We start from the raw sequence: 21,007 nt of genomic DNA, 5'->3' as shown, positions 1-21,007 counted from the left end.
GAGGGCGAGGAATCAATGGCGATGTTCGCGGGTAACCCCGGCATCGTATTGCGCGACGATCTGTTTCCAGCCAGCAGCGGACAGCGCCGCCGCAGTGAGTTGCGCCGGGGCCTGAGCGGCAGCATCGCGGCTGAGCCAGATGTCCGGCGCAGCCTTGTCGTCGGCGCTGAGCAGCATCACAAACGAACCGGCGACGGCCGGATTCTGGCTTTGGCCGAAATACGCGGCGTCCGCCAGCAATTGCCAGGCATGACCACCGCGGCTGACCGAACTCGCATCCTGGGCAAATGGCGCAAACCCTTCGTCGGCCAGATTCTGCGGCGTCGGCAGGGCTTGTTGTTCCTCGCGCAGCAAGCGGATTTCATCGAGGGTCACCCGCAGGTCGGCATAGATGCCTTGCTCGGCAGCACTGAGGTCGCGGCGTGCGTCGAGCTGGTGAGTCGCCACTGGCTCGGGCTCATGGGAAACCCCGCGCCACGCGACCACGGAACCGGCGACCGCGAGGATCAACAGGCACAACAGCAGCACATTGAGGGTTTCATGACCGGCACCGGCCGGGCGCACGATTTGGCTGGTGGGCGTACTCATGGGGCTTCGATATCCGCTTGGTCGATTTCCACCACATGGCCCGGGCCCGCGTCGAACAGCACGTAAAATTCGCTGCCGGGTTTCTTGAACGTCAGTGTGGAATCGGCGCCGAGCTTGCCCGGCACCAGAATGGTTTCGTCGTAACCGATCACATCGAGGGTCACCCCCGGCGCGCCGCTGCCGTCGGAGAACCCGCCGGTGCATTTGATCTGTTCGGCGTCGATGGCGGTGCATTCGCACATCGGATTGTGGGCCAGCGCACTGACGCTGAAACCGGCGCACAGCACCAGCAGCACGGCCTTCAGGCGCAGGCGGGAAGAGCGTTGGGAACACGTCATGGTTTGACTCCTTGTTTGTTCAGCCAGGCGAAGGTGGCGGGGGAGGCCTGACTCAGGGGAATCGAAGCCTGATGCATGCTGCCGTCCCAGCCTTCCATGGTGATCCACAGTTCGGCGTCGGGTCTGGTCTTCTCCGGGATCGGCATCTGCGTGCCCATGCGGTAAGGCGTGCCGAAGAAAATCGTACCGGCGGCGCGCAGGCTGCGTGGCTTGCCGATGCGCAGGTAGGTGGCCTTGACCTGCTCGACACAGGCATCGCACAGGGCCGCGCTGAAGTCTTTCATGTAGCCGGCCGGGCCAGTGAGCACCGGCGCTTCGTTGCGCAGTTCGGCCAGGCGCAGGCTCCACGGGCCAACCTGGATATTGCCGATTTCATGTTGGCCCAGCCCGCTGTCACCGCGAAACAGAGAGGCGTCGGCGAAGTATTTGGGCATGAACCCCAGCGGGATCAACAGCAGCAGGACATTGATGTGGAAGCGCCATTTGTGCCAGAAACGCGCGAGTCGAGAAGGCTGTGCCTTGGTGATGGATCTGCTCACAGGCTGGCCTCCGAGGTTTCACGGCTCATCGCCGGTTGTGCCTTGAGGCGGTGTTTCTTGTCTTCGCGCTTCAACGCGTTGGCGGTGGCCAGCGCAGTGCGTTTGGTCCAGATCAACAAGCCGCTGAGGATCATCATGCTCAGGATCAAACCGAAGAAGAACCAGATCAGCTTGATCCAGATGCCGCCGAAGTCGCCGGTGTGCAGTGGCCGCATGGACTCGGTGACGAACTCCAGCGACGAACGATCGGACAGAAGCCGTGAAGCGGCGATGTCGCCGTTGTACGGATTGAGCGTGGCGGTCTGGAACATCAACGGATACCAGCCGCGCCCACCGACGCTCATGTGGCTGTAGGCATTGCCCGGCAGGCTGACGAAGCTGGCTTCCAGCCCCGGAATCTTCTCTTGCGCGAGCTCGACGGCACGGTCCAGGCTGATCCGTGGCGGCGGTGTGCCGGTGGCAGAGATCGGCACGCTCTCGCGGGACATGGCCGGAATGATCGGCTCGCTGGAAATGGCGATCTGGTTGTCGAACAGAATCGCCCGAATCAGAAACCAGATCCCGGTGATGGAAATCACCGCAATGAACCAGATCGACCAGATACCGCACAAGCGGTGGAAGTCACCCCAGAAGATCCGCGCGCCGTGACGCACGCGCAGGGTCGGACGCAGAAAACCTTTCCAGAAGCGCTTGTAGACCACCAGGCCTGTGATCAGCGACACCAGCATCGGCACGCCGAGGAACGACACCAGATACCAGCCCCAACTGAAACCGTTGGTGAACGGCACCAGCCACCAGCCATGCAGGGCGCGGGTGAAGGCCTTGAAATCGAACGTCGGGGCAGGGCCCTGAATCACCCCGGTGTAAGGATTGACGTAGACCGTCTGCGAACGACCGTCCGGATAGCTGACCGCAACGTCGAGGGCGAAGTGGGATTCGTCGGGACGACTGATGCTTTCAACGATGGTCTGTGGTTCGGCTGTTTTGATCGCTGCCATGATCTGGTCATAGCTGAGCAGCGGCGCATCGTCCGCAGGCTGGCTGGCGCGCATCTGCGGGTTGGCCAGCCAGACGATTTCCTGGCTGACCACCGCCAGCGTGCCGGTGACACAGACGATCAGGACAAAGAACCAGATCGGTAACGCCAGCCAGCTATGAACGAGGAACCACAGTTTGGAGCGGGATTTCTTCGACATGATTGCGCGTCTTGATAGCGGTGAAAGGGCGCGTGGCTACGGGCTTCGCAGCACGGCAGACCCCGAAAGACCGAACGTGGCTTTTGCCTACGCGAACGGCCTGCATCTCTATAGGACGAATGAGCGGGACAAATCCCGAAAGGTGATATGAAAGCAAATGTTTCCCAATTCCCCGCTCACCACAAATCCCTTTGTGGGAGCGAGCCTGCTCGCGAAAGCGCCGGGTCAGTCACTTCATCCGTTGCCTGATCCACCGCATTCGCGAGCAGGCTCGCTCCCACAGGGTCTCGCTGATCGGCAGATCAAACACGATTCATGGATGACGCCATCACTGTCTGCCAATTGATGGCCGACCCGCGCTCCCTATGATGGGGATCACCTGATTTCCCTGAGTGAGCGCCTTGATGACCGCCAGAACCCTCTATGACAAACACATCGATTCGCACACGGTATGCCGCCTCGACGATCAGGGTCATGTCCTGTTGTATATCGATCGTCAGGTGATCAACGAATACACCAGCCCGCAGGCTTTCAGCGGTTTGCGCGCGGCCGGGCGCGATGTCTGGCGGCCGGGCACGGCGCTGGCGGTGGTCGATCACGTCAACCCGACCACGCCTGTGCGCATCGCAGCAATGCCCGACGCCGGCGGCGCGCGGCAAGTGTCGTATCTGGCGGAGAACTGCCGGGACTTCGGCATCGAGTTGCTGGACATCCTCGACAAGCGTCAGGGCATCGAACACGTTATCGCCCCCGAGCAGGGCTTTATTCTGCCCGGTATGGTCATTGCCGCTGGCGACAGCCACACCACCACTTATGGCGCACTCGGTGCTTTCGGTTTCGGCATCGGCACCTCCGAGATCGAACACCTGCTGGCTTCGCAGACGCTGGTCTACAAACGACTGAAAAGCCTGCGCGTGACCGTCGACGGCGAGTTGGCGCCGGGTTTGACCTCGAAAGACGTGATCATGGCCCTGATCGGCCGCATCGGTGCTTCCGGAGCCAGCGGTTACGCGATCGAACTCTGCGGCTCGACCATTGATGCCCTCAGCGTTGAAGCGCGCATGACCATTTGCAACATGGCCGTCGAGGCTGGAGCGCGCGGCGCATTCATGGCCCCGGATGACAAAGTCTTCGCCTATCTCAAGGGCAAGCCGCGAACGCCGCAAGGAGAGCTATGGGAACAAGGCGTGAAGAAGTGGCGCGAACTGCGCAGTGATCCCGGTGCGCGGTTTGACCGCGAGATTCACCTCGACGCCAGCGTCCTGGAACCGATGGTCACCTGGGGCACCAGCCCCGATCAGGCCGCTGCAATCGGTGCGCGGGTGTCGGATCCGCAAGCGATCAGCGATCCGGTCCTGCGTCAGGACATGCGTCGCGCCCTCAGTTACATGGGCCTCGAAGCGGGTATGGCGCTCAGCGACATTGTTATCAGCCACGCCTTTATCGGCTCGTGCACCAACGCGCGGATAGAAGACCTGCGCGATGCCGCCAGCGTCGTGCGCGGTCAGCAAGTGGCCGGACATGTGCGGGCGATGATCGTCCCCGGCTCCAGCGAAGTTCGCGCTCAGGCCGAGGTCGAAGGGTTGGCGCAGATCTTTATCGATGCCGGTTTTGAATGGCGTCAGTCCGGCTGCTCGATGTGCCTGGCGATGAACGACGACGTACTCGCGCCCGGCGACCGCTGCGCGTCGAGTACCAACCGCAATTTCGAAGGCCGTCAGGGCGCCGGTGCGCGTACTCATTTGATGAGCCCGGCCATGGTCGCCGCCGCTGCGATCTGCGGTCGACTCACCGATATTCGCCAATTTGGAGAACGCCCATGAGCCTGCAACCCTTCACCCACGTCAGCGGTCGGGCCGCACCGTTACTGGCGGCCAACGTCGACACGGACGTGATCATGCCCAAGCAATTCCTCAAAGGCATTGATCGCCAAGGACTCGATCGCGGGCTGTTTTTCGATCTGCGGTTTCTACGCGATGGCAGCCCCGATCCCGATTTTGTGTTGAACAAACCGACATGGCAGGGCGCGAGTTTTCTAGTAGTCGGAGCGAATTTTGGCTGCGGTTCCAGCCGCGAACATGCGGTTTGGGGCTTGCAGCAGATGGGCATCCGCGCGTTGATCGGCAGCAGTTTTGCCGGGATCTTCTACGACAATTGCCAGCGTAACGGGGTGTTGTTGATCACGCTGGAGGAGGCGCAGGTGCAACGCATCGGACAACTTGTCAGTGAGCCTGAAACGGCGCGGATCGCTATTGATCTGCAGGCTCAGCAGATCAGTCTGGCGGATGGCACGGTGATCGAGTTCCAGATTGATACCCTGCGCAAAACCGCACTGCTGCTCGGCCTGGATGCCATCGGCAGCACCCTGCAACGGCGCGAACAGATCAAGATCTTCGAGCGCGAGCATTTGGCCAACAACCCTTGGCTGTCCTGACCCACCGCTGATCCCTTGTGGGAGCGAGCCTGCTCGCGATAGCGGTGTGTCAGACACAGCAACTTTGACAGATCCACCGCTATCGCGAGCAGGCTCACTCCTACAGGGGGGAGTGGTGTTTTGGGCTACAGCGACAATCCTTTGAAATGCGCCTGCAAAAACTCCACACACGCGCGCAGTTTCCCCGAGTGTGCCAGCCGCGTCGGGTACACCGCCCAGACATTGGCGCTCTGGCTGTAATCGTCGAGCACCTGCACCAAGCGTCCTTGCTCCAGCAACGGTTTCACATCCCACAACGACCGCAACAAAACCCCGCGCCCGTCCAGCGCCCATTGCAAAACGATTTCTCCGTTGTTTGATGACAATGGCCCGCTGACCCGCACGCTCTCTTGCCTGCCGTCGCGATCCAGATTCCAGATCCCAAAGGCGTTGTCGCGCTCCTTGATCACCAGGCAATCGTGCTGTTGCAACTCGTCCAGCATTTGCGGCGTACCGCGCCGTTGCAGATAACCGGGAGCGGCACACAGCACCCGCCGGTTACTGGCCAGGCGTCGACCGATGTGCTGGCCGGGCAGGTCATCGCCGACGCGGATCTCCAGATCGAAGCCTTCGTTGATGATGTCCACCACCCGGTCAAACAGATCGAGGCGAATCTCCAGGTCTGGATAACGTTCGGCCAGCAACGACACCGCCGGGGCTACGTGATTGCGACCGAAACCGAAACTGCTGCAAATGTGCAAACGCCCACGCGGGCTGCCGTGGGCGTCGGAGAGTTCATCGTGCAACTGCTGGAAATCATCGAGAATGCGCAACGCCCAGCGCTGCACGCGCTCACCGTCCTCGGTCAGCGAGACGCGGCGACTGGTGCGGTGCAGCAGGCGTGTGCCGAGGGTGGTTTCGAGAATCTGGATGCGTTTGCTGACGTAGGCCGGTGACAGGCCCAACTCATCCGCTGCAGCGGCAAAGCCGTTCTTGCGGATTACGGTGAGCAGTACGCGCAGGTCTTCGGGCAGGGGCACGGTGTCTTTCTTCTGGGACATGTCAAAAACGAACACTGGCGGCAGAAGCCGCCAGCATAGCACCGAGATCCGGCGGCTCGGCTCAGCGCAAAAAGGCCAATGCTTCGGCGAGCAACGGTTCGGGGACTTCTTCGGCAATGTAATGGCCAGCGGGCAAGGCCTGACCGCTGACGTTGGTCGCCACTTGCTGCCATTCCTTGAGCGGATCGAAGCAGCGCCCGACCGTACCTTCGGCGCCCCACAACACGCGCAGCGGTAGATTCAGCTGATGCCCGGCGGCGATGTCGGCGCGGTCGTGCACAAGATCGATGCCGGCGCTGGCGCGATAGTCTTCGCAGATGCCGCGAGCGCTGCCCGGTCGTTGCAGGCAGCGCAGATATTCGCCAAAGGCTGCATCGGTAAACGGCTTGAACCCGGCGCTGCGGCTGCCCATCACGCTGCGCAGATAGCCTTCCGGATCCGCTTCGATCAGGGTTTCCGGCAGTGGTGCCGGGCGGATCAGGAAGAACCAGTGCCAATACGCGCGGGCGAAGGCTTCGTTGGTTTGCGTATACATCGACAGGGTCGGGGCGATGTCGAGCAGCATCATGCGCTGCACGGCGTTCGGGTGATCAAGCGCGAGACGATGGGCGACCCGCGCGCCACGGTCGTGAGCGAGAATCGAAAACTGTTCGAAGCCCAGCGCCTGCATCAACTCGACATTGTCGCGGGCCATTTCGCGTTTCGAGTAATGGGCGTGCAGCTCATCAGCGGCCGGGCGACTGCTGTCGCCGTAACCGCGCAGGTCGGCGGCGACCACGGTGAAGTGTTCGGCCAGTTGTTCGGCAATCTTGTGCCAGATCACATGGGTCTGCGGGTGCCCGTGCAACAGCAACAGGCCCGGGCCGCTGCCGCCGAGGCGGTAGGCAATGTCGACGCCGTTGACGTGACGCTGGTCTTTGCGGAATCCGGCAAACATCGGGCTGATCCTTTTTCAGGGTTCTGGTTGGCTGCATCCTGAAATCGTCCGGCGTTCGCGGCAAGGGGCAAAGCGTGGTGGGCAGGTTCATGAAGTGTGTTGATGAGTCTCGGTTTGCCAGTGCCGGCCCCTTCGCGAGCAAGCTCGCTCCCACAGTAATTTCCGGTGTGACGATTATCTATGCCACCCAACGAAACCCTGTGGGAGCGAGCCTGCTCGCGAAGAGGCCAGTCCAGACACTGAAATGCTCAACCCTGCTGAAACATCTCCATCGCCCGCTGCTTGATCTGTTCTTCAGTCAGATCTTCCTTGCGCGAGGCCAGAAACCACAGATGCCCATATGGATCCTTCAACGTGCCGCTGCGATCACCGTAAAACTGATCCTTGACCTCGGACACCGTCGTCGCCCCCGCGTCCAGCGCTCGCTGAAAGGACTTGTCGACATCGGTCACGTACAGATGCAAACCAACTGACACGCTTTTATCGGGATTGCTCAACGGCCCCTGATCGCACGGCGAGCCGAGCATGATCGCGCTGTCGCCGATGCGCAGTTCGGCGTGGCCGATGCCGCCGTCGGGCATGGCCAGGCGCATGACTTCGGTGGCGCCGAAGGCTTTTTTATAGAAATCGATTGCCTCGGCCGCTTTGTGGATGCCGAGATACGGGGTAATGCTGTGATACCCCTCGGGGATGGGTTTGACGCTCATGACGTTCTCCCTGAATTGTTGTTCTATGTGACAGGACTCCACCGGATTTGTGGAAGATTCACTATAGAACCGTCCTCGCCGTGCAGGTTTTTGCCCGACGAGCAGTCAATCCTTTGGAAAGTGCGGCCCCGGGCCTTGTTCGCCGAGTACATCGCCCTGATTGCGCAGCGGGCAGGCCTCCATCGACAAACACCCGCAACCGATGCAGCCATTGAGCCGGTCACGCAGTAGCGTCAGTTGTTCGATCCGTTCATCCAGCTCCCGGCGCCATTGCTCCGAGAGGGTTTTCCAGTCGGCCGCGCTGGGCGCACGATCATCCGGAAGGATTTTCAGCGCCTCGCCAATCTCCGCCAATGGAATCCCCAGCCGCTGCGCGACTTTGATCAACGCCACCCGGCGCAGCACTTCGCGCGGATAACGGCGCTGATTGCCGGCATTGCGCTGGCTCTTGATCAAGCCTTTGGACTCATAAAAGTGCAGGGCGGTGACGGCGACACCGCTGCGCGCCGCGACTTCGCCGACTGTTAACTGTTTGTGCACATTTTCTTTGCTGATCATCTGCAGACAGCTCTTGACCTTGACTTAACTAGAGGTTTTACCCTGCAGGTCTTCGAGTCGCAAGGCTCGTCTTACACTGAGTGGGGGCATTCCATGAACAACCGCAGTTTTACCCAATTGATCGAATTTGAAATCGAACCACGCCAACAACCTGCGCTGGTGACTGCACTATCGAGGCAAACCGAGCGTCTGGCTCAGCGCTACGACGGTTTTGTCAGTGCCAGTGTGCAGGCCAGCGATGACGGCCGGCGCGTGCTGAGTTTTCTCCAATGGCAGACCCGCGAGGCAGGGGAGGCGGCGTTTCGCAGCTTTGAAAGCGGCGAGCAGGATTTCTGGCAACTGATTCACACCCATCAGGCGAAAACCATCACCTTCAATTCGTTTCAGGTGTTGAGCAGCATCGCCCGTAGTCCCGACGATGCGCTGCACTGCCATCTGGTTGGCTAGATCGACAACTGGATCAAGCGCTCGCCTTGCAGGTTTTCCGTGAGTCGCCGCTTGTTCACCGCCAGTTCGCCGATCTTGATCAGTCGCGTGCGGGTGACGTTGCGACTCAGACCGAGCAACGCGGCGGTGTGCACCTGGTTGTAATGGCAAAAGCGATACGCTGCGCGCAGCAAGGCGTCCTCGACTTTCTCGTGCAAAGCACCGGCCTGTTGCGCGAACAGTTTTTGAAAGGCCTGTTCCAGCAACGCTTCCGGTGAATCATCGGCGCTGCTGTGATGATCGTCCGGGCGCTCGATACGCAGGTTCGACAGGCGCAGATCATCGCGTTCGATCACGCCATTGCGGCAGATCAGCAGGGTGTGATGGATGACGTTTTCCAGTTCGCGAATGTTGCCCGGCCAACTGTAGCCACGCAGTTTGTGCTCGGCACCGGGGCTGATGCTGACGCGGCCATAACCGAGGCGCTGGCTGTAGGCCTCGATGAAATGGCGCGTGAGCGGGAGGATATCGCCGGGACGCTCACGCAACGGGCTCAATTCCAGATTGACCACGTTGAGGCGGTAATACAGATCCTCGCGGAAATGGCCGGCATTGATGGCCTTTTCCAGCTGCACGTTGGTCGCTGCCAGCACCCGCACATCGATGGGAATGCTTTTGCGCGAGCCCAGCCGCACCACTTCGCGCTCCTGCAACACCCGCAGCAACTTCACCTGAATCGCCATCGGCAGATCGCCGATCTCATCGAGAAACAAGGTGCCGCCGTCCGCCTCCTCGAACCATCCGGCCTTGGCACTCAGGGCGCCGGTGAACGCGCCTTTTTCATGACCGAATAATTCCGCTTCCACCAGCGACTCGGAAAACGCCCCGCAATTGACCGCGATAAACGGCCGATGACGGCGGTTGCTGAGGTTATGAATATGCCGCGCTACCAGCTCTTTGCCGGTGCCGGTCTCACCGATGATCAGCACACTGGCTTCGCTCGGCGCGACCTGTTGCAAATGCGCGAGCAGGGCCTGGGATTTCGGGTCTTCGAACACCTGCGCGGTGGCGCGGATCGACGTGGCGAGCGCGGGGGAGGGCGGTAGGGTCAGCAGTTGCATGGGCTCGTCCTTCTTTTTAGTTCAAATGCAGGCAAGTCAGGAATAGAAAGTCGGCACCGGCAGCGACTGGTTCAGCGCCCAGTCGCCCAGCTCATGGAGTTTGTAGTCCAGCGGGTCGTGCAGGGTTTGCGTGCGCAGGTTGCGCCAGTGACGATCGAGGCGCAGGGAAGCATGAGTGGAACGCGCGCCGGTCACTTCGAACAGACGGCTGCAAATCTCCAGGCCCTGACGGCTGGCGGCAACTTTCGCGGTAGCAATCGCTGTCGCGACTTGGCCGCGCTCCTCGGCACTGAGATTCGCACCCTTGGCCCAGGCTTCATCGAGCAATGCGGCCGCGCGTTCGACCAGCAGACGAATGCCTTCCAGCGCCACCCAGAACTCGCCGTAATGCGCGAGCACGTATGGATCTTCACGCACATCGCGCGCCGAGGATTTGTGCCAGAGCCGGGTTTCGCTGAGGGTGTATTGCCGCGCTTCTTCAAAGGCGCCTTCGGCAATCCCGAGAAACATATGCGTGAACGTCAGCTGCGCGATCAATGGCCGCAGGCAGGCGAACGGCGTGCTCAGCGGGCCGGGATCGAGGAGCAATTCCGACTCTTCGACGCGCACCCGTTCAAAGGTCGCGCTGCCGCTGTCGGTCTGGCGCTGGCCGATGTTGTTCCAGTCGTTGTGCAGGGTGATACCACTGCGGCCGCTGGGAATCGCTGCGATCAGTAATTTGCCGCCAGCGCTCTCATCGACGGCCGAGGCGATCAGCATTTGTGAGTCGCTGGCGCCGGAACAGAAGCTTTTCTTCCCGGAAAATTCGCGCCAGCCGCCGAGATCCTTGACCACGGTCCGAGTGTCGAGCGGGTTGAGCGCATTGCCCCAGAACCAGTTCTGCCGCGCGGTCTGTTCGAACCACGGCTGCCATTGTTCCGGCCGGGAAAACAGGCGCACGGTGGCGAGCATCAAATGATGAAAACCGAAAACGTGGGCGATCGAGCTGTCGACCTTGGCGAATTCGCGAACGACCTGCAGGGTTTCACTCCAGCTCGCGCCGAGGCCGCCGTAGCGGGTGGGAATGCTCAGGGCCAGCAGGCCGCTGTCGCGCAGGGCATCGCGCTCGACTTTTGGCGTGCCACCACGTTCGTCACGCTCGACGGCGGTCAGGGCAAACTCGGCAGCCAGTTGGCGGGCGGTCTGCAATGGGGATAACAAAGTACTTTGCGGTTTGGCGGTCACACCAACACTCCTGAATTCACTCAGCCTGCGGCAGCTCTTACACAAGAGATCCGGTTTACGCCGAGGCTTTTGTGGGCAGCACATCATTGGCAATCATTTCGCCAAACGGCCCGGTCAGATTGGTCACGCCACGCCCGGCCAGACTGGCGTAAGGCTCGGGCAACAGCGGGAACACCAGCTCGGCAAAGCGGTAAGCCTCTTCCAGATGCGGATAACCGGAGAAGATGAAACTCTCGATGCCCAGATCCGCGTATTCCTTGATCCGCGCCGCCACTTGCTGCGGATCGCCGACCAGCGCCGTACCGGCACCGCCACGCACCAGACCCACACCAGCCCACAGATTCGGAGCGATCTCGAGGTTATCGCGACGACCATCGTGCAAAGCCGCCATGCGCCGTTGACCTTCCGAGTCGAAGCGCGAGAAGGATTTCTGCGCGGCCTCAATAGTCTCGTCGCTGATGTGTTCGATCAGTTTGTCCGCCGCTTTCCACGCCTCTTCGGCGGTCTCGCGCACGATCACGTGTAAGCGGATGCCGAACTTCACCTTGCGCCCATGCCGCGCCGCTCGTTCGCGCACGTCAGCGAGTTTTTCTGCAACCGCGGCGGGTGGTTCGCCCCAGGTCAGATAGACATCGACCTGTTCGGCGGCCAGATCATGCGCGGCATCGGAGGAGCCGCCGAAGTACAGCGGCGGATAGGGTTTCTGCACGGGCGGATAGAGGGCTTTGGCGTTCTGCACCTTCAGGTGTTTGCCGTCGAAATCCACCGCTTCGCCCTGCAACACGCGGCGCCAGATTTTCAGGAATTCATCGGTAACTTCATAGCGCTCGGCGTGACTGAGAAAACTGCCGTCGCCACGGTTCTCGTCCGGATCGCCACCGGTCACGACGTTGATCAGCAAACGGCCGTTGGATAACCGGTCAAGCGTCGCAGCCATGCGCGCCGACACCGTCGGCGAGATGATTCCCGGACGGATCGCCACCAGATAACGCAGACGTTCGGTCAACGGCACCAGCGCCGAGGCGATCACCCAGGAGTCTTCGCAGGAGCGTCCGGTGGGGATCAGCACGCCGTGGTAGCCGAGGCTGTCAGCCGCCTGCGCCACTTGTTTCAGATAGTTGAGGGTGACCGGGCGCGCACCTTGGGTAGTGCCCAGATAGTGGCCATCACCGTGGGTCGGCAGGAACCAGAAAACATCCATGAACGGCTCCTCAGGCGATTTTCAGCAAAGGTTTGATTTGGGTGGCGAACAGCGGCGCTGCGCGTTCGGCCGCGAGGCGGATGCGCGCCTTCAACAGTTCGCTGGTGATCTGGTAATCGGCGAAGTCGGCTTCGGTGGCGTACACGCCGATTGGCAAAGTCATGGCCTGAAAGAAGCTGAACAGCGGCCGCAACTGGTGATCGAGCACCAGCGCATGGCGTTCGCTGCCGCCGGTAGCGGCGAGCAGCACTGGGGTGTCGATCAAGGCGTTGAGGTCGATCAGGTCGAACAAGTGCTTGAGCAGGCCCGGGTAGGAACCGCGATAAACCGGCGCGGCAACGATCAGCAGATCGGCCTGTTCAATGGCTTGCAACTCGGCTTCAACCTCTGCACTGAGTTCCTGGCGCGACAGCGCGCCGCCGAGCGGGCGAGCGATATCACCGAGTTCGATCAAATGGCTTTCAATGGACAAGTGCTCGGCCAGTTCGGCGATCAAAGCTTGGGTCAGTACCAGGGTGCGGGACGGACGCCAGGTGCCGCCGGAGAGGGCGACGACTTTCAGGGGACGCGACATGATCAGTTCCTTTTTTCAACAGTTGCTCAGCGAGCAGTGAGTGAGTCACCGGGTCAGAGCAAGCGCTGTACCAAGTCCTGGAAGCCCCGGTTTACAAGGCGTTGAGCGTTAGCGCGGCGGTCACCCCTGTGAGTAGCAGGGCGCTTTGTTGAATCAGTGTTGGCTGAGCAACAGTTGCTGGAGCAACAGTGCTCAGCCCATGCAGGGAGTTATAAAGGCAGTTTGTTATTCCGTAAAAGAACGTTAATTGATATTTATAGATCGTTAAGAGATATGTGCCAGCACGTGTCGATTTCCTGATAGCCACTATTGAGAGCGTTGATTTCTGCGCAAGCGTGCCCGGGCGTAGCCTTTGTCCATCGACTCCCCATTGCTCGCCAGGACGCTCCCATGAATCGTTTACTGACTGTCTCCCTGTTGCTCGCTGTCTCCGTACTCGCCGGTTGTGCTGGACATGTATCACCGGAACTGCGCCCTTACACCGATGAAGAATCCCGCGAATTGGCGATGGAAGCACTGAATCGCAGCGGCTTGTCCTTCGACGAATACCACGCGAAAAAAGCCCAACTGCTCGGTCAGTCGCAGTTCGACAAGAAAGCTGAAATGAGTGCCGAACGTGCCGTACAGCTGCACGGTCGTCCTAGCTGAAAACAAACTGTACTGCTGGAAGTTTTCCCCAACTGTCCGTGGGCTTGCCGGGCGGTGTGGGATAGGGTCTACACCTGAATGACCCTGATGGATTGCCTGCCATGAACCTCTCGCTTGACCTGCTGTTGGGCTTTGCCCTGTTTGCCCTTGTCACCTCGATTACGCCGGGGCCGAACAACACCATGTTGCTGGCATCGGGAGTTAATTTCGGCTTCAACCGCACCATCCCGCACATGCTCGGGATCACTTGCGGCTTCTTCGTTCTGGTCGTGGCCGTGGGCTTTGGCCTCGGTGCGGTGTTTCAGACCTACCCGATTCTCTACACGGTTCTGCGCTATGTCGGCGCGGCCTATCTGCTGTATCTGGCGTGGAAAATCGCTCACTCGGGACCGGTCGGTGACAGTGCCGAAGGCGAGGCCAAGCCGATCAGCTACCTCGGCGCCGCTGCCTTTCAGTGGGTCAATCCCAAGGCGTGGATCATGGCCATCGGGGCCATCAGCACCTACACGCCGATGCAGGGCTATTTCACCAATGTCGTGGTGATTGCCGCGGTGTTCGCCATCATCAACCTGCCCAGCGTCGGCGTCTGGGCGGCCTGCGGTACGTTGTTGCGCAATGTGCTGAAGGATCCGCGCTGGTTGCGCGTGTTCAACTGGGGCATGGCGGCATTGCTGGTGATTTCGTTGTACCCGTTACTTCTCGAAAGCTTTAGCTGACGCATTGCTTCAACCGCAGGCCGGATGCCTGTTAAGCTCGACTTCAGGAGCGTTCCTACGCACTTTTAAATGAAGTTGTTCTTCTTTAACGGCATCCGATCAGGTATTGATGACGCTCTCGAACCGACGCGCAGCTCACAAGGCTGCGCCGTGCCGTTTGCAGACACGAGCCTCCTGATCCCGGAACACGCTCTGCGAGTCATTTATGAACACACGTCCGTTGTATTTCGATTACGCCGCCACCACCCCGGTTGACGAGCGGGTCATCCAGGTGATGATCGAGTGTCTGGGGTTTCACGGTAACTTTGGCAACCCGGCTTCCAGCTCCCACGCGTTCGGCCAGCAAGCCCGACACACGGTCGAGCAGGCCCGCCGACAGGTCGCCGAACTGGTCGGCGCCAAGGCTGAGCAGATCGTCTGGACCTCCGGTGCCACCGAGTCCAATAATCTCGCCCTCAAAGGCGTGGCGCAGGCCCGCGGTGTCCCCGGCGGCCACATCATTACCAGTCAGATCGAACACAAAGCCATCCTCGATACCGCCCGCCAATTACAGGACGCCGGCATCGCCGTGACCTATCTGGTGCCGGACGCCGATGGCCTGATCACCCCGCAAGCGGTCAGTGAAGCCATGCGCGACGACACCTTTCTGGTGTCGCTGATGCTGGTCAACAACGAGTTGGGTACCGTCAATGATGTTCGAGCGATTGGCGAAGTGGTGCGTAGTCGCGAGGCGTTGTTCCATGTCGATGCGGCGCAGGGCGCCGGCAAAGTGGCAATCGATCTAGGGCAATGGCCGGTGGATCTGATGTCCTTCTCCGCACACAAACTCTACGGCCCCAAAGGCATTGGCGCGTTGTATGTCGGCCCACGGGCGCAGCAGCGGTTACAGGCGCAGATTCACGGCGGCGGACATGAAGGTGGCTTGCGCTCCGGGACGTTGGCGACGCACCAGATTGCCGGCATGGGCGCAGCGTTCGCGCTGGCCGCCGAGACGTTCGATGATGAGAAAAAAACGATCGTCGCGTTGCGTGAACGCTTGCTCGAACAACTGCTCAGCCTTCCGGGCGTACGCCTCAATGGTTGCGCCACTCAACGCATTCCGCACACCTTGAGCCTGACCTTCAGCGAAGGTGAATTCAACAGCGCGGCGTTGAGCCATTCGATTGCCTTTTCCGCGACCTCGGCCTGCAACTCGGCCAGTAACACGCCATCCCACGTGTTGTTGGCGCTGGGGCATGACGCGCACCTGGCCGGTCGCACCATTCGACTGAGCCTCGGCCGCTTCACCACCGCCGAAGATATCGATAAGGCCGTGCAACTGATCAAGACCGCCTGCGCCAGTGCTCCGGCATTCTGGGCGACCGGGCTTTAAACGAGCCGACCTCTCGGCTACGAACAATAACGATGAAGTGATTAGCAGGAGACATGATGAGTACCCAGACCTCGACCGAAGGATCGGTGCCCCAGCGCCTGGCGCAGACCCGTGAACTGATGCGCCGTGAAGGCATTCATGCGCTGTTGGTGCCGTCCGCCGACCCGCACTTGTCGGAATACCTGCCGGGTTACTGGCAGGGCCGGCAGTGGTTGTCGGGCTTCCATGGTTCGGTCGGGACGTTGATCGTCACCGCTGATTTCGCTGGTGTCTGGGCCGACAGCCGTTATTGGGAGCAAGCGACCAAGGAGCTCAAGGGCAGCGGCATCGAACTGGTCAAACTGCAACCGGGTCAACCGAGTCCGCTGGACTGGCTGGCCGAGCAAACACCGGAAGGTGGTGTGGTCGCAGTTGACGGTGCGGTGATGGCCGTGGCGTCGGCGCGTACCCTGAGCAGCAAGCTGGAAGCACGCGGTGCGCGCCTGCGTACCGATATCGATCTGCTGCAGGAAGTCTGGAGCGATCGTCCGGGCCTGCCGAATGCACCGATCTATCAGCATCTGCCACCGCAGGCGACGGTCAGCCGTGGCGAGAAACTCGCCAAACTGCGCGAAACTTTGCGGGAGCGCGGGGCCGACTGGCATTTCATCGCCACCCTCGACGACATTGCCTGGCTGTTCAACCTGCGCGGCGGCGATGTGTCGTTCAACCCGGTGTTTGTTTCGTTTGCCTTGATCGATCAGCAGCAGGCGACGTTGTTCGTGGCGCTGAGCAAAGTTGATGGCGAATTGCGCGCAGTGCTGGAACAGGATGGCGTAACGCTGCGTGATTACAGCGAAGTCGCTGATGCCCTGCGTGCCGTTCCGAGTGGCGCGAGCTTGCTGGTCGATCCGGCACGAGTGACCAGCGGTTTACTGGATAATCTCGACAGCGCAGTGAAACTGGTCGAAGGCTTGAACCCGACCACGCTGGCCAAATCGCAGAAAAGTGAAGCCGATGCTCAACACATCCGCCAAGCGATGGAACAGGACGGTGCGGCGCTGTGCGAATTCTTTGCCTGGCTGGAATCTGCGTGGGGCCGCGAACGCATTACCGAACTGACCATCGATGAGAAGCTCACCGCTGCTCGCGAGCGTCGTCCGGATTATGTCTCGCTGAGCTTCAACACGATTGCCGCGTTCAACGCCAATGGCGCCATGCCGCATTACCACGCGACCGAAGAAGAACACGCGGTGATCGAGGGTGACGGCTTGCTGCTGATCGACTCGGGTGGACAGTACCTGGGCGGCACCACGGACATCACGCGGATGGTGCCGGTCGGTACGCCGAGCGAAGAGCAGAAGCGCGATTGCACGCGCGTGCTCAAGGGCGTGATCGCGCTGTCGCGCGCGCAGTTCCCGAAAGGCATTCTCTCGCCGCTGCTGGACGCCATCGCCCGTGCGCCGATCTGGGCCGACAGCGTGGATTACGGCCACGGCACCGGTCACGGCGTTGGCTATTTCCTCAATGTCCATGAAGGCCCGCAGGTGATTGCCTATCAGGCCGCGCCGGCACCGCAGACGGCCATGCAGCCGGGGATGATCACGTCGATCGAGCCGGGTACATATCGTCCGGGCCGTTGGGGTGTGCGTATCGAGAACCTGGCGATGAACCGCGAGGCGGGCAGCAGTGAGTTCGGTGAATTCCTCAGGTTTGAAACCTTGACGCTGTGCCCGATCGATACCCGATGCCTGCTGCCGGCGCTGCTGACTGAGGAAGAGAAACAATGGTTCAACACCTACCACACAGAAGTGCGTGAGCGCTTGAGTCCGTTGCTTGAGGGTGCTGCGCTGGAATGGTTGAACACCCGTACTGCCGCCATCTGACTGGTTGCAATTCAGGCGCTGTTACCAGCGCCTGAATGATCGCCTAGCCCTGGCGCAGGGCTTCTTCAACGAAGTCGAGCCGATCCTGGCCGAAGAACAGCTGATTACCGATGAACATGCTCGGTGCGCCGAACACGCCGCGTTTAACCGCCGTTTCGGTGTTCTCCTTAAGCGCTGCTTTGACAGATTCATCGTTGCTCAGCGCCAGAACTTCCTGCGGGTCGAAACCGTGTTCGCTCAGTACAGCGGCGACAGTCGCGGGCTCGTCGAGGCTGCGTCCTTCAACCCACAGCGCCGTGAACAGACAATCGATAAACGCCTCAAAGCGTTCTGGCTGACGCAACTGGATACCCGTGACCGCACGCATCAGCATCAGTGTGTTGATCGGGAAATGCGGATTGAATCTCAGCGGCACCCCGTAGCGTTTCGCGTAGCGATCCAGATCCTGAAACATATACCGACCCTTCGCCGGAATCATTGCCGGTGACGCGTTGCCGGTTGCCTTGAATACGCCACCGAGCAGCATCGGGATGTAAATCAGTTCACTGTTCGTCTCGGCACAAATCTTCGGCAATTGGGTGTAGGCCAGATAGGTGGCAGGGCTGCCAAGGTCGAAATAGAACTCCACGGTTTTAGTCATTTTCGCGTCTCTGTCGTTATTGTTATGGCGTTGGCTTACCAGCGTTCATTCCAGGGGGCGCAGATCCAGCTCGAACGTCCAGGCATCCCGCGGCTGACTGTGTAGATACCAGTAGTTCTCGGCGATGTGCTCGGGATTGAGGATGCCATCCTGATCTTTGGTCGCGTACTTTTCCGGAAAACCGTTGCGAATGAAATCGGTGTCGATCGCTCCATCGACCACCACATGGGCGACGTGGATGTTCATCGGTCCGAGTTCCCGCGCCATGCTTTGCGCCAGTGCGCGGATACCGTGCTTGGCACCGGCGAAGGCGGCGAATCCGGAAGCACCGCGAAGTCCGGCGGTAGCACCGGTGAAGAGAATCGTGCCGCGATTGCGCGTGACCATGCGTTTGGCCACTTCACGGGCATTGAGGAAGCCTGAGAAACAGGCCATTTCCCAGATCTTGAAATACTTGCGTGCGGTTTCTTCAAGAATGCTGCACGGCACATTGGCGCCGATATTGAACACAAAAGCTTCGATCGGACCGAGGCGAGTCTCGATGTCTTCAATCAGAGCGATTACGTCTTCTTCTTTGCGCGCATCGCAGGCAAAACCGTGGGCTTCACCGCCTTCAGCCTTGATCGCGTCCACCAGCGGCTGCAATTTGTCGGCGCTGCGTCGGGTGACGCAGGCGATGAATCCTTCTTTGGCAAAACGCTTGGCAATCGCCCCTCCCGTGGCATCGCCAGCGCCAACCACTAATACGACCTTCTTGTTAGTCATGGGTAGATGCCTTTATTAAACGATCGTTAAGTGAACGAACGTTATGCTAGGATCCAGACCACGTCAAGGCAGTCGATTCGAGGGCAAACACATGCGTTACTCCGCCAGTCACAAGTTGGAAACCCGGGAAAAGCTATTGCAGAGCAGCTCGCTGTCAGCAAAGCGTTCGGGGTTTTCCACGGTAGGCGTCGACGGCTTGATGAAGGCTATCGGATTGAGTGGCGCGGCGTTCTACAGTCACTTTTCGTCGAAAGATGCGTTGTTCACTGCCATCGTCGAGCGCGAGTTGGGTCAAAGCCTTGAACGATTGGGCGGGGAGGGCACGCGGGATCGTGAGCGACTGGAGCGCTGTCTCAAGCACTACCTGAGCATGGCTCACGTAGAGCAACCTGAGGCCGGTTGCGCGTTGCCGGCGTTGGGCGCAGAAATTGCTCGATCGGATGTTCGGGTGCGCGAGCAGGCCGAGCTGTGGATTTGCCGGCTTCAGGAGCGTTGGGCACAGATACTTGAGAGCGAGACCCTGGCGTGGTCGGTGCTGTCGCAATGCGTTGGGGCATTGGTGGTGGCGCGCATGTTGGCCACGCCGGACGTTCAGCAAGCGGTGCTGAAGTCCAGCCATGAAGAAATTGGCCGGCAGATTGCCGCGCAGCGCTGATCTATTTACAGATGACAATCATGCTGCGACTGGTGTAGCCCGCAGGATTGAGACCGAACGGGTAATCGCCGGGCTCTTCGACGGTGTCACCGGATTTGGCGATGACCTTATAGCCTTTCGGCAAGCAAGCATTGGCGGCGCTGGCGTAGCATTTGTCCCAGGAGGACGATAGCCCTGAGCAGTTGATGTGCAGCCCTTTTTTTCCGCGTTTTACCTTGGTTTCCGAAGTCGCCGCACAACCCGCAATAGCCAGTATGGCGATCAGTATCAAAATTCGTTTCATTACCGTCCTTATAGCGGCCACGAGTCTATTGCCCGGGTTTGCCTGTGTTCGCCTGCGCTCTAAGCGTTTTGAAATCCCTGTCCGAAAAAATCCATGTCTGGCATTGGGTTACAGGTCTAAACATGGCCTAAATACGCACCAATTGCCAGACCTTCGTCAAAACCTCTTTCAATCAGCCGCTATTGCAGGCTTCGCGGCGCTACCCATGGTCATGGTTGCGCCGACAGACGCCAGAATAATGCACAGGATCGCCATCCATTGTGACAGTGTGAGGAATTCGTGCAGAAACAGCAGGCCCGATAAGGCTCCGAAAGCCGGTTCGATACTCATCAGTGTGCCGAATGTCCGTGCCGGCATGCGGGTAAGGGCGACCATCTCCAGTGTGTAGGGCAGGGCGGTGGATAGAATGGCGACGCCAATGGCAATGGGAATCAGGGAGGGGGTCAAAAGCGCTGAACCAGCATGCACGATGCCAATAGGGGCCACGAACAATGCCGCGATCATTACGCCTAATGCTGCGGTCGTCACACCGTTATCGGCACCTGCCTTCTGGCCGAACAGGATATAGAGCGCCCAACAGATACCGGCTCCCAGTGCATACCCAGCACCGACCAGATCGATTCCGGCGCTGGTGGCACCTGTTGGAATCAGCAACGTCAATCCTGCGGCGGCGAGAGCGATCCAGAGAAAGTCGATAGCACGACGGGAGGCATAGATGGCTACAGCCAGCGGCCCGGTGAACTCAAGGGCAACGGCAATCCCCAGCGGTACAGTGCGCAATGACATATAGAAGAGGAAGTTCATTCCGCCTAGAGCCATGCCGTAAACGATGACCGTGCGTAGCGACTTGGCGGTCAGCCTGGCTCGCCAGGGACGCAGTATCAACAGCATGATGACACTGGCAAAGATCAGCCGCAGCGTAGTGGTTCCCTGAGCGCCAACGATGGGGAACATGCTTTTGGCAAGTGAGGCGCCGGACTGGATTGATGCCATGGCTATTAATAGCAGGCCAACCGGGAACAGCATTGAGGCAAGAGAGCGTGGCTGGTCATTCATTGCGCGGCATCGTCCAAGGTAAAAAAGCAGGGTTTTATTTTGATAGTGGGCAATATACTGCGCATTCGTTGCCATCACGTCTATATAAAGGCCGTCTTTTCCGCCTATCGATAGAAAAGTGAAA

At 60.0% G+C, this 21,007-nt stretch carries 23 protein-coding genes and 1 pseudogene; 8 read left to right on the top strand and 16 right to left on the bottom strand.

Annotated elements, in window-relative coordinates; genetic code table 11:
- Positions 1-12: 12 nt before the first annotated feature.
- Genes AB4O11_RS28365 through AB4O11_RS28350 form a run of 4 tightly spaced genes read right to left on the bottom strand, consistent with a single transcriptional unit; the run spans position 13 to position 2,661 of the window.
- Positions 13-588, bottom strand: a complete 576-nt coding sequence (locus AB4O11_RS28365) for a DUF6162 family protein (protein WP_093435030.1) — start codon at positions 586-588, stop codon at positions 13-15.
- Positions 585-926, bottom strand: a complete 342-nt coding sequence (locus tag AB4O11_RS28360; RefSeq protein ID WP_460129634.1) for a hypothetical protein — start codon at positions 924-926, stop codon at positions 585-587. The genes AB4O11_RS28365 and AB4O11_RS28360 overlap by 4 nt, the downstream gene beginning before the upstream one ends.
- Positions 923-1,465 (bottom strand): thiamine pyrophosphate-binding protein, encoded by a 543-nt coding sequence (locus AB4O11_RS28355; RefSeq protein WP_460129632.1) that lies wholly within the window; start codon positions 1,463-1,465, stop codon positions 923-925. Before AB4O11_RS28355 ends, AB4O11_RS28360 begins: the two co-directional genes overlap by 4 nt.
- Positions 1,462-2,661 (bottom strand): PepSY-associated TM helix domain-containing protein, encoded by a 1,200-nt coding sequence (locus tag AB4O11_RS28350; protein ID WP_460129629.1) that lies wholly within the window; start codon positions 2,659-2,661, stop codon positions 1,462-1,464. Before AB4O11_RS28350 ends, AB4O11_RS28355 begins: the two co-directional genes overlap by 4 nt.
- A gap of 404 nt (positions 2,662-3,065) precedes the next feature.
- Here AB4O11_RS28350 and leuC point away from each other — a divergent pair, with 404 nt between their 5' ends.
- Together leuC and leuD are read left to right on the top strand one after the other, a co-directional pair.
- Entirely contained in the window at positions 3,066-4,484 is a 1,419-nt protein-coding gene (gene leuC, locus AB4O11_RS28345) for a 3-isopropylmalate dehydratase large subunit (RefSeq protein ID WP_460129626.1), read from the top strand.
- The gene (leuD, locus tag AB4O11_RS28340) at positions 4,481-5,095 is read left to right on the top strand and encodes a 3-isopropylmalate dehydratase small subunit (RefSeq protein ID WP_116256565.1); all 615 of its coding nucleotides are present in this window, start codon (positions 4,481-4,483) and stop codon (positions 5,093-5,095) included. Before leuC ends, leuD begins: the two co-directional genes overlap by 4 nt.
- A 125-nt stretch (positions 5,096-5,220) precedes the next feature.
- Here the strand turns inward: leuD and AB4O11_RS28335 are convergent, their stop codons facing one another.
- From AB4O11_RS28335 to soxR, 4 genes are all read right to left on the bottom strand, one after another.
- Complete coding sequence (locus AB4O11_RS28335) at positions 5,221-6,135, bottom strand: LysR substrate-binding domain-containing protein (RefSeq protein WP_414925634.1); 915 nt, start codon at positions 6,133-6,135, stop codon at positions 5,221-5,223.
- 61 nt (positions 6,136-6,196) lie between these two features.
- The gene (locus tag AB4O11_RS28330; protein ID WP_460129623.1) at positions 6,197-7,072 is read right to left on the bottom strand and encodes an alpha/beta fold hydrolase; all 876 of its coding nucleotides are present in this window, start codon (positions 7,070-7,072) and stop codon (positions 6,197-6,199) included.
- Between the two features lie 248 nt (positions 7,073-7,320).
- Positions 7,321-7,779: a VOC family protein gene (locus tag AB4O11_RS28325; protein ID WP_093435014.1), complete on the bottom strand. Its 459-nt coding sequence runs from the start codon at positions 7,777-7,779 to the stop codon at positions 7,321-7,323.
- A 105-nt stretch (positions 7,780-7,884) separates the two neighbouring features.
- Positions 7,885-8,337, bottom strand: coding sequence for a redox-sensitive transcriptional activator SoxR (gene soxR / locus AB4O11_RS28320; protein WP_460091649.1), 453 nt, complete (start codon positions 8,335-8,337; stop codon positions 7,885-7,887).
- Between the two features lie 93 nt (positions 8,338-8,430).
- Between soxR and AB4O11_RS28315 the strand changes: the two genes are divergently transcribed.
- Positions 8,431-8,784: an antibiotic biosynthesis monooxygenase gene (locus AB4O11_RS28315; protein WP_093435009.1), complete on the top strand. Its 354-nt coding sequence runs from the start codon at positions 8,431-8,433 to the stop codon at positions 8,782-8,784.
- Here the strand turns inward: AB4O11_RS28315 and AB4O11_RS28310 are convergent.
- The 4 genes from AB4O11_RS28310 to msuE are packed head-to-tail and all read right to left on the bottom strand — an operon-like array spanning position 8,781 to position 12,883.
- Positions 8,781-9,884 (bottom strand): sigma-54 interaction domain-containing protein, encoded by a 1,104-nt coding sequence (locus tag AB4O11_RS28310; RefSeq protein ID WP_099756810.1) that lies wholly within the window; start codon positions 9,882-9,884, stop codon positions 8,781-8,783. The two genes, AB4O11_RS28315 and AB4O11_RS28310, sit on opposite strands and share 4 nt — an antisense overlap.
- A gap of 36 nt (positions 9,885-9,920) precedes the next feature.
- Complete coding sequence (locus AB4O11_RS28305; protein WP_116256569.1) at positions 9,921-11,108, bottom strand: acyl-CoA dehydrogenase family protein; 1,188 nt, start codon at positions 11,106-11,108, stop codon at positions 9,921-9,923.
- Positions 11,109-11,163: 55 nt separating this feature from the next.
- A complete protein-coding gene (gene ssuD / locus AB4O11_RS28300; RefSeq protein WP_007949711.1) occupies positions 11,164-12,309 on the bottom strand; it encodes an FMNH2-dependent alkanesulfonate monooxygenase in 1,146 nt (381 codons plus the stop codon).
- Between the two features lie 10 nt (positions 12,310-12,319).
- Complete coding sequence (gene msuE / locus AB4O11_RS28295; RefSeq protein ID WP_093434995.1) at positions 12,320-12,883, bottom strand: FMN reductase; 564 nt, start codon at positions 12,881-12,883, stop codon at positions 12,320-12,322.
- Between the two features lie 390 nt (positions 12,884-13,273).
- Here msuE and AB4O11_RS28290 point away from each other — a divergent pair, with 390 nt between their 5' ends.
- The 4 genes from AB4O11_RS28290 (at position 13,274) to AB4O11_RS28275 (ending at position 17,484) form a co-directional block, all read left to right on the top strand.
- Entirely contained in the window at positions 13,274-13,531 is a 258-nt protein-coding gene (locus AB4O11_RS28290; protein WP_093434993.1) for a hypothetical protein, read from the top strand.
- Positions 13,532-13,632: 101 nt separating this feature from the next.
- Complete coding sequence (locus AB4O11_RS28285) at positions 13,633-14,247, top strand: LysE family translocator (protein ID WP_034155169.1); 615 nt, start codon at positions 13,633-13,635, stop codon at positions 14,245-14,247.
- A 205-nt stretch (positions 14,248-14,452) separates the two neighbouring features.
- A complete protein-coding gene (locus tag AB4O11_RS28280) occupies positions 14,453-15,619 on the top strand; it encodes an aminotransferase class V-fold PLP-dependent enzyme (protein ID WP_460129621.1) in 1,167 nt (388 codons plus the stop codon).
- A 56-nt stretch (positions 15,620-15,675) separates the two neighbouring features.
- On the top strand, positions 15,676-17,484 hold the full coding sequence (locus tag AB4O11_RS28275; protein ID WP_460129619.1) for an aminopeptidase P family protein: 1,809 nt from the start codon (positions 15,676-15,678) through the stop codon (positions 17,482-17,484).
- 43 nt (positions 17,485-17,527) lie between these two features.
- Here the strand turns inward: AB4O11_RS28275 and AB4O11_RS28270 are convergent, their stop codons facing one another.
- Both AB4O11_RS28270 and AB4O11_RS28265 read right to left on the bottom strand, forming a co-directional pair.
- On the bottom strand, positions 17,528-18,124 hold the full coding sequence (locus AB4O11_RS28270) for a 2-hydroxychromene-2-carboxylate isomerase (protein WP_093434986.1): 597 nt from the start codon (positions 18,122-18,124) through the stop codon (positions 17,528-17,530).
- Positions 18,125-18,159: 35 nt separating this feature from the next.
- Positions 18,160-18,889: pseudogene (locus AB4O11_RS28265) on the bottom strand (SDR family oxidoreductase).
- 91 nt (positions 18,890-18,980) lie between these two features.
- Between AB4O11_RS28265 and AB4O11_RS28260 the strand changes: the two are divergent.
- A complete protein-coding gene (locus AB4O11_RS28260) occupies positions 18,981-19,544 on the top strand; it encodes a TetR/AcrR family transcriptional regulator (RefSeq protein WP_093434982.1) in 564 nt (187 codons plus the stop codon).
- Between the two features lies 1 nt (position 19,545).
- Here the strand turns inward: AB4O11_RS28260 and AB4O11_RS28255 are convergent, their stop codons facing one another.
- Together AB4O11_RS28255 and rhtA are read right to left on the bottom strand one after the other, a co-directional pair.
- Positions 19,546-19,827: a hypothetical protein gene (locus AB4O11_RS28255; protein ID WP_093434980.1), complete on the bottom strand. Its 282-nt coding sequence runs from the start codon at positions 19,825-19,827 to the stop codon at positions 19,546-19,548.
- A 168-nt stretch (positions 19,828-19,995) separates the two neighbouring features.
- Positions 19,996-20,883, bottom strand: a complete 888-nt coding sequence (gene rhtA, locus AB4O11_RS28250; RefSeq protein WP_093435527.1) for a threonine/homoserine exporter RhtA — start codon at positions 20,881-20,883, stop codon at positions 19,996-19,998.
- Positions 20,884-21,007: the final 124 nt, after the last annotated feature.

It is taken from the genome of Pseudomonas sp. H1_D05 (assembly GCF_054682705.1).
This window is presented reverse-complemented; position numbering and strand designations above follow the sequence as displayed.

Bases quoted from the DNA above. Each gene is read 5' to 3' on its own strand.
- AB4O11_RS28270 (WP_093434986.1), bottom strand. From the start codon at position 18,124: ATGACTAAAACCGTGGAGTTCTATTTCGACCTTGGCAGCCCTGCCACC.
- AB4O11_RS28290 (WP_093434993.1), top strand. From the start codon at position 13,274: ATGAATCGTTTACTGACTGTCTCCCTGTTGCTCGCTGTCTCCGTACTC.
- AB4O11_RS28335 (WP_414925634.1), bottom strand. From the start codon at position 6,135: ATGTCCCAGAAGAAAGACACCGTGCCCCTGCCCGAAGACCTGCGCGTA.
- AB4O11_RS28275 (WP_460129619.1), top strand. From the start codon at position 15,676: ATGAGTACCCAGACCTCGACCGAAGGATCGGTGCCCCAGCGCCTGGCG.
- AB4O11_RS28280 (WP_460129621.1), top strand. From the start codon at position 14,453: ATGAACACACGTCCGTTGTATTTCGATTACGCCGCCACCACCCCGGTT.
- leuD (WP_116256565.1), top strand. From the start codon at position 4,481: ATGAGCCTGCAACCCTTCACCCACGTCAGCGGTCGGGCCGCACCGTTA.
- soxR (WP_460091649.1), bottom strand. From the start codon at position 8,337: ATGATCAGCAAAGAAAATGTGCACAAACAGTTAACAGTCGGCGAAGTC.
- AB4O11_RS28350 (WP_460129629.1), bottom strand. From the start codon at position 2,661: ATGTCGAAGAAATCCCGCTCCAAACTGTGGTTCCTCGTTCATAGCTGG.
- AB4O11_RS28255 (WP_093434980.1), bottom strand. From the start codon at position 19,827: ATGAAACGAATTTTGATACTGATCGCCATACTGGCTATTGCGGGTTGT.
- AB4O11_RS28310 (WP_099756810.1), bottom strand. From the start codon at position 9,884: ATGCAACTGCTGACCCTACCGCCCTCCCCCGCGCTCGCCACGTCGATC.
- AB4O11_RS28365 (WP_093435030.1), bottom strand. From the start codon at position 588: ATGAGTACGCCCACCAGCCAAATCGTGCGCCCGGCCGGTGCCGGTCAT.
- AB4O11_RS28360 (WP_460129634.1), bottom strand. From the start codon at position 926: ATGACGTGTTCCCAACGCTCTTCCCGCCTGCGCCTGAAGGCCGTGCTG.
- AB4O11_RS28315 (WP_093435009.1), top strand. From the start codon at position 8,431: ATGAACAACCGCAGTTTTACCCAATTGATCGAATTTGAAATCGAACCA.
- AB4O11_RS28260 (WP_093434982.1), top strand. From the start codon at position 18,981: ATGCGTTACTCCGCCAGTCACAAGTTGGAAACCCGGGAAAAGCTATTG.
- ssuD (WP_007949711.1), bottom strand. From the start codon at position 12,309: ATGGATGTTTTCTGGTTCCTGCCGACCCACGGTGATGGCCACTATCTG.
- AB4O11_RS28325 (WP_093435014.1), bottom strand. From the start codon at position 7,779: ATGAGCGTCAAACCCATCCCCGAGGGGTATCACAGCATTACCCCGTAT.
- rhtA (WP_093435527.1), bottom strand. From the start codon at position 20,883: ATGAATGACCAGCCACGCTCTCTTGCCTCAATGCTGTTCCCGGTTGGC.
- AB4O11_RS28330 (WP_460129623.1), bottom strand. From the start codon at position 7,072: ATGTTTGCCGGATTCCGCAAAGACCAGCGTCACGTCAACGGCGTCGAC.
- msuE (WP_093434995.1), bottom strand. From the start codon at position 12,883: ATGTCGCGTCCCCTGAAAGTCGTCGCCCTCTCCGGCGGCACCTGGCGT.
- AB4O11_RS28285 (WP_034155169.1), top strand. From the start codon at position 13,633: ATGAACCTCTCGCTTGACCTGCTGTTGGGCTTTGCCCTGTTTGCCCTT.
- leuC (WP_460129626.1), top strand. From the start codon at position 3,066: ATGACCGCCAGAACCCTCTATGACAAACACATCGATTCGCACACGGTA.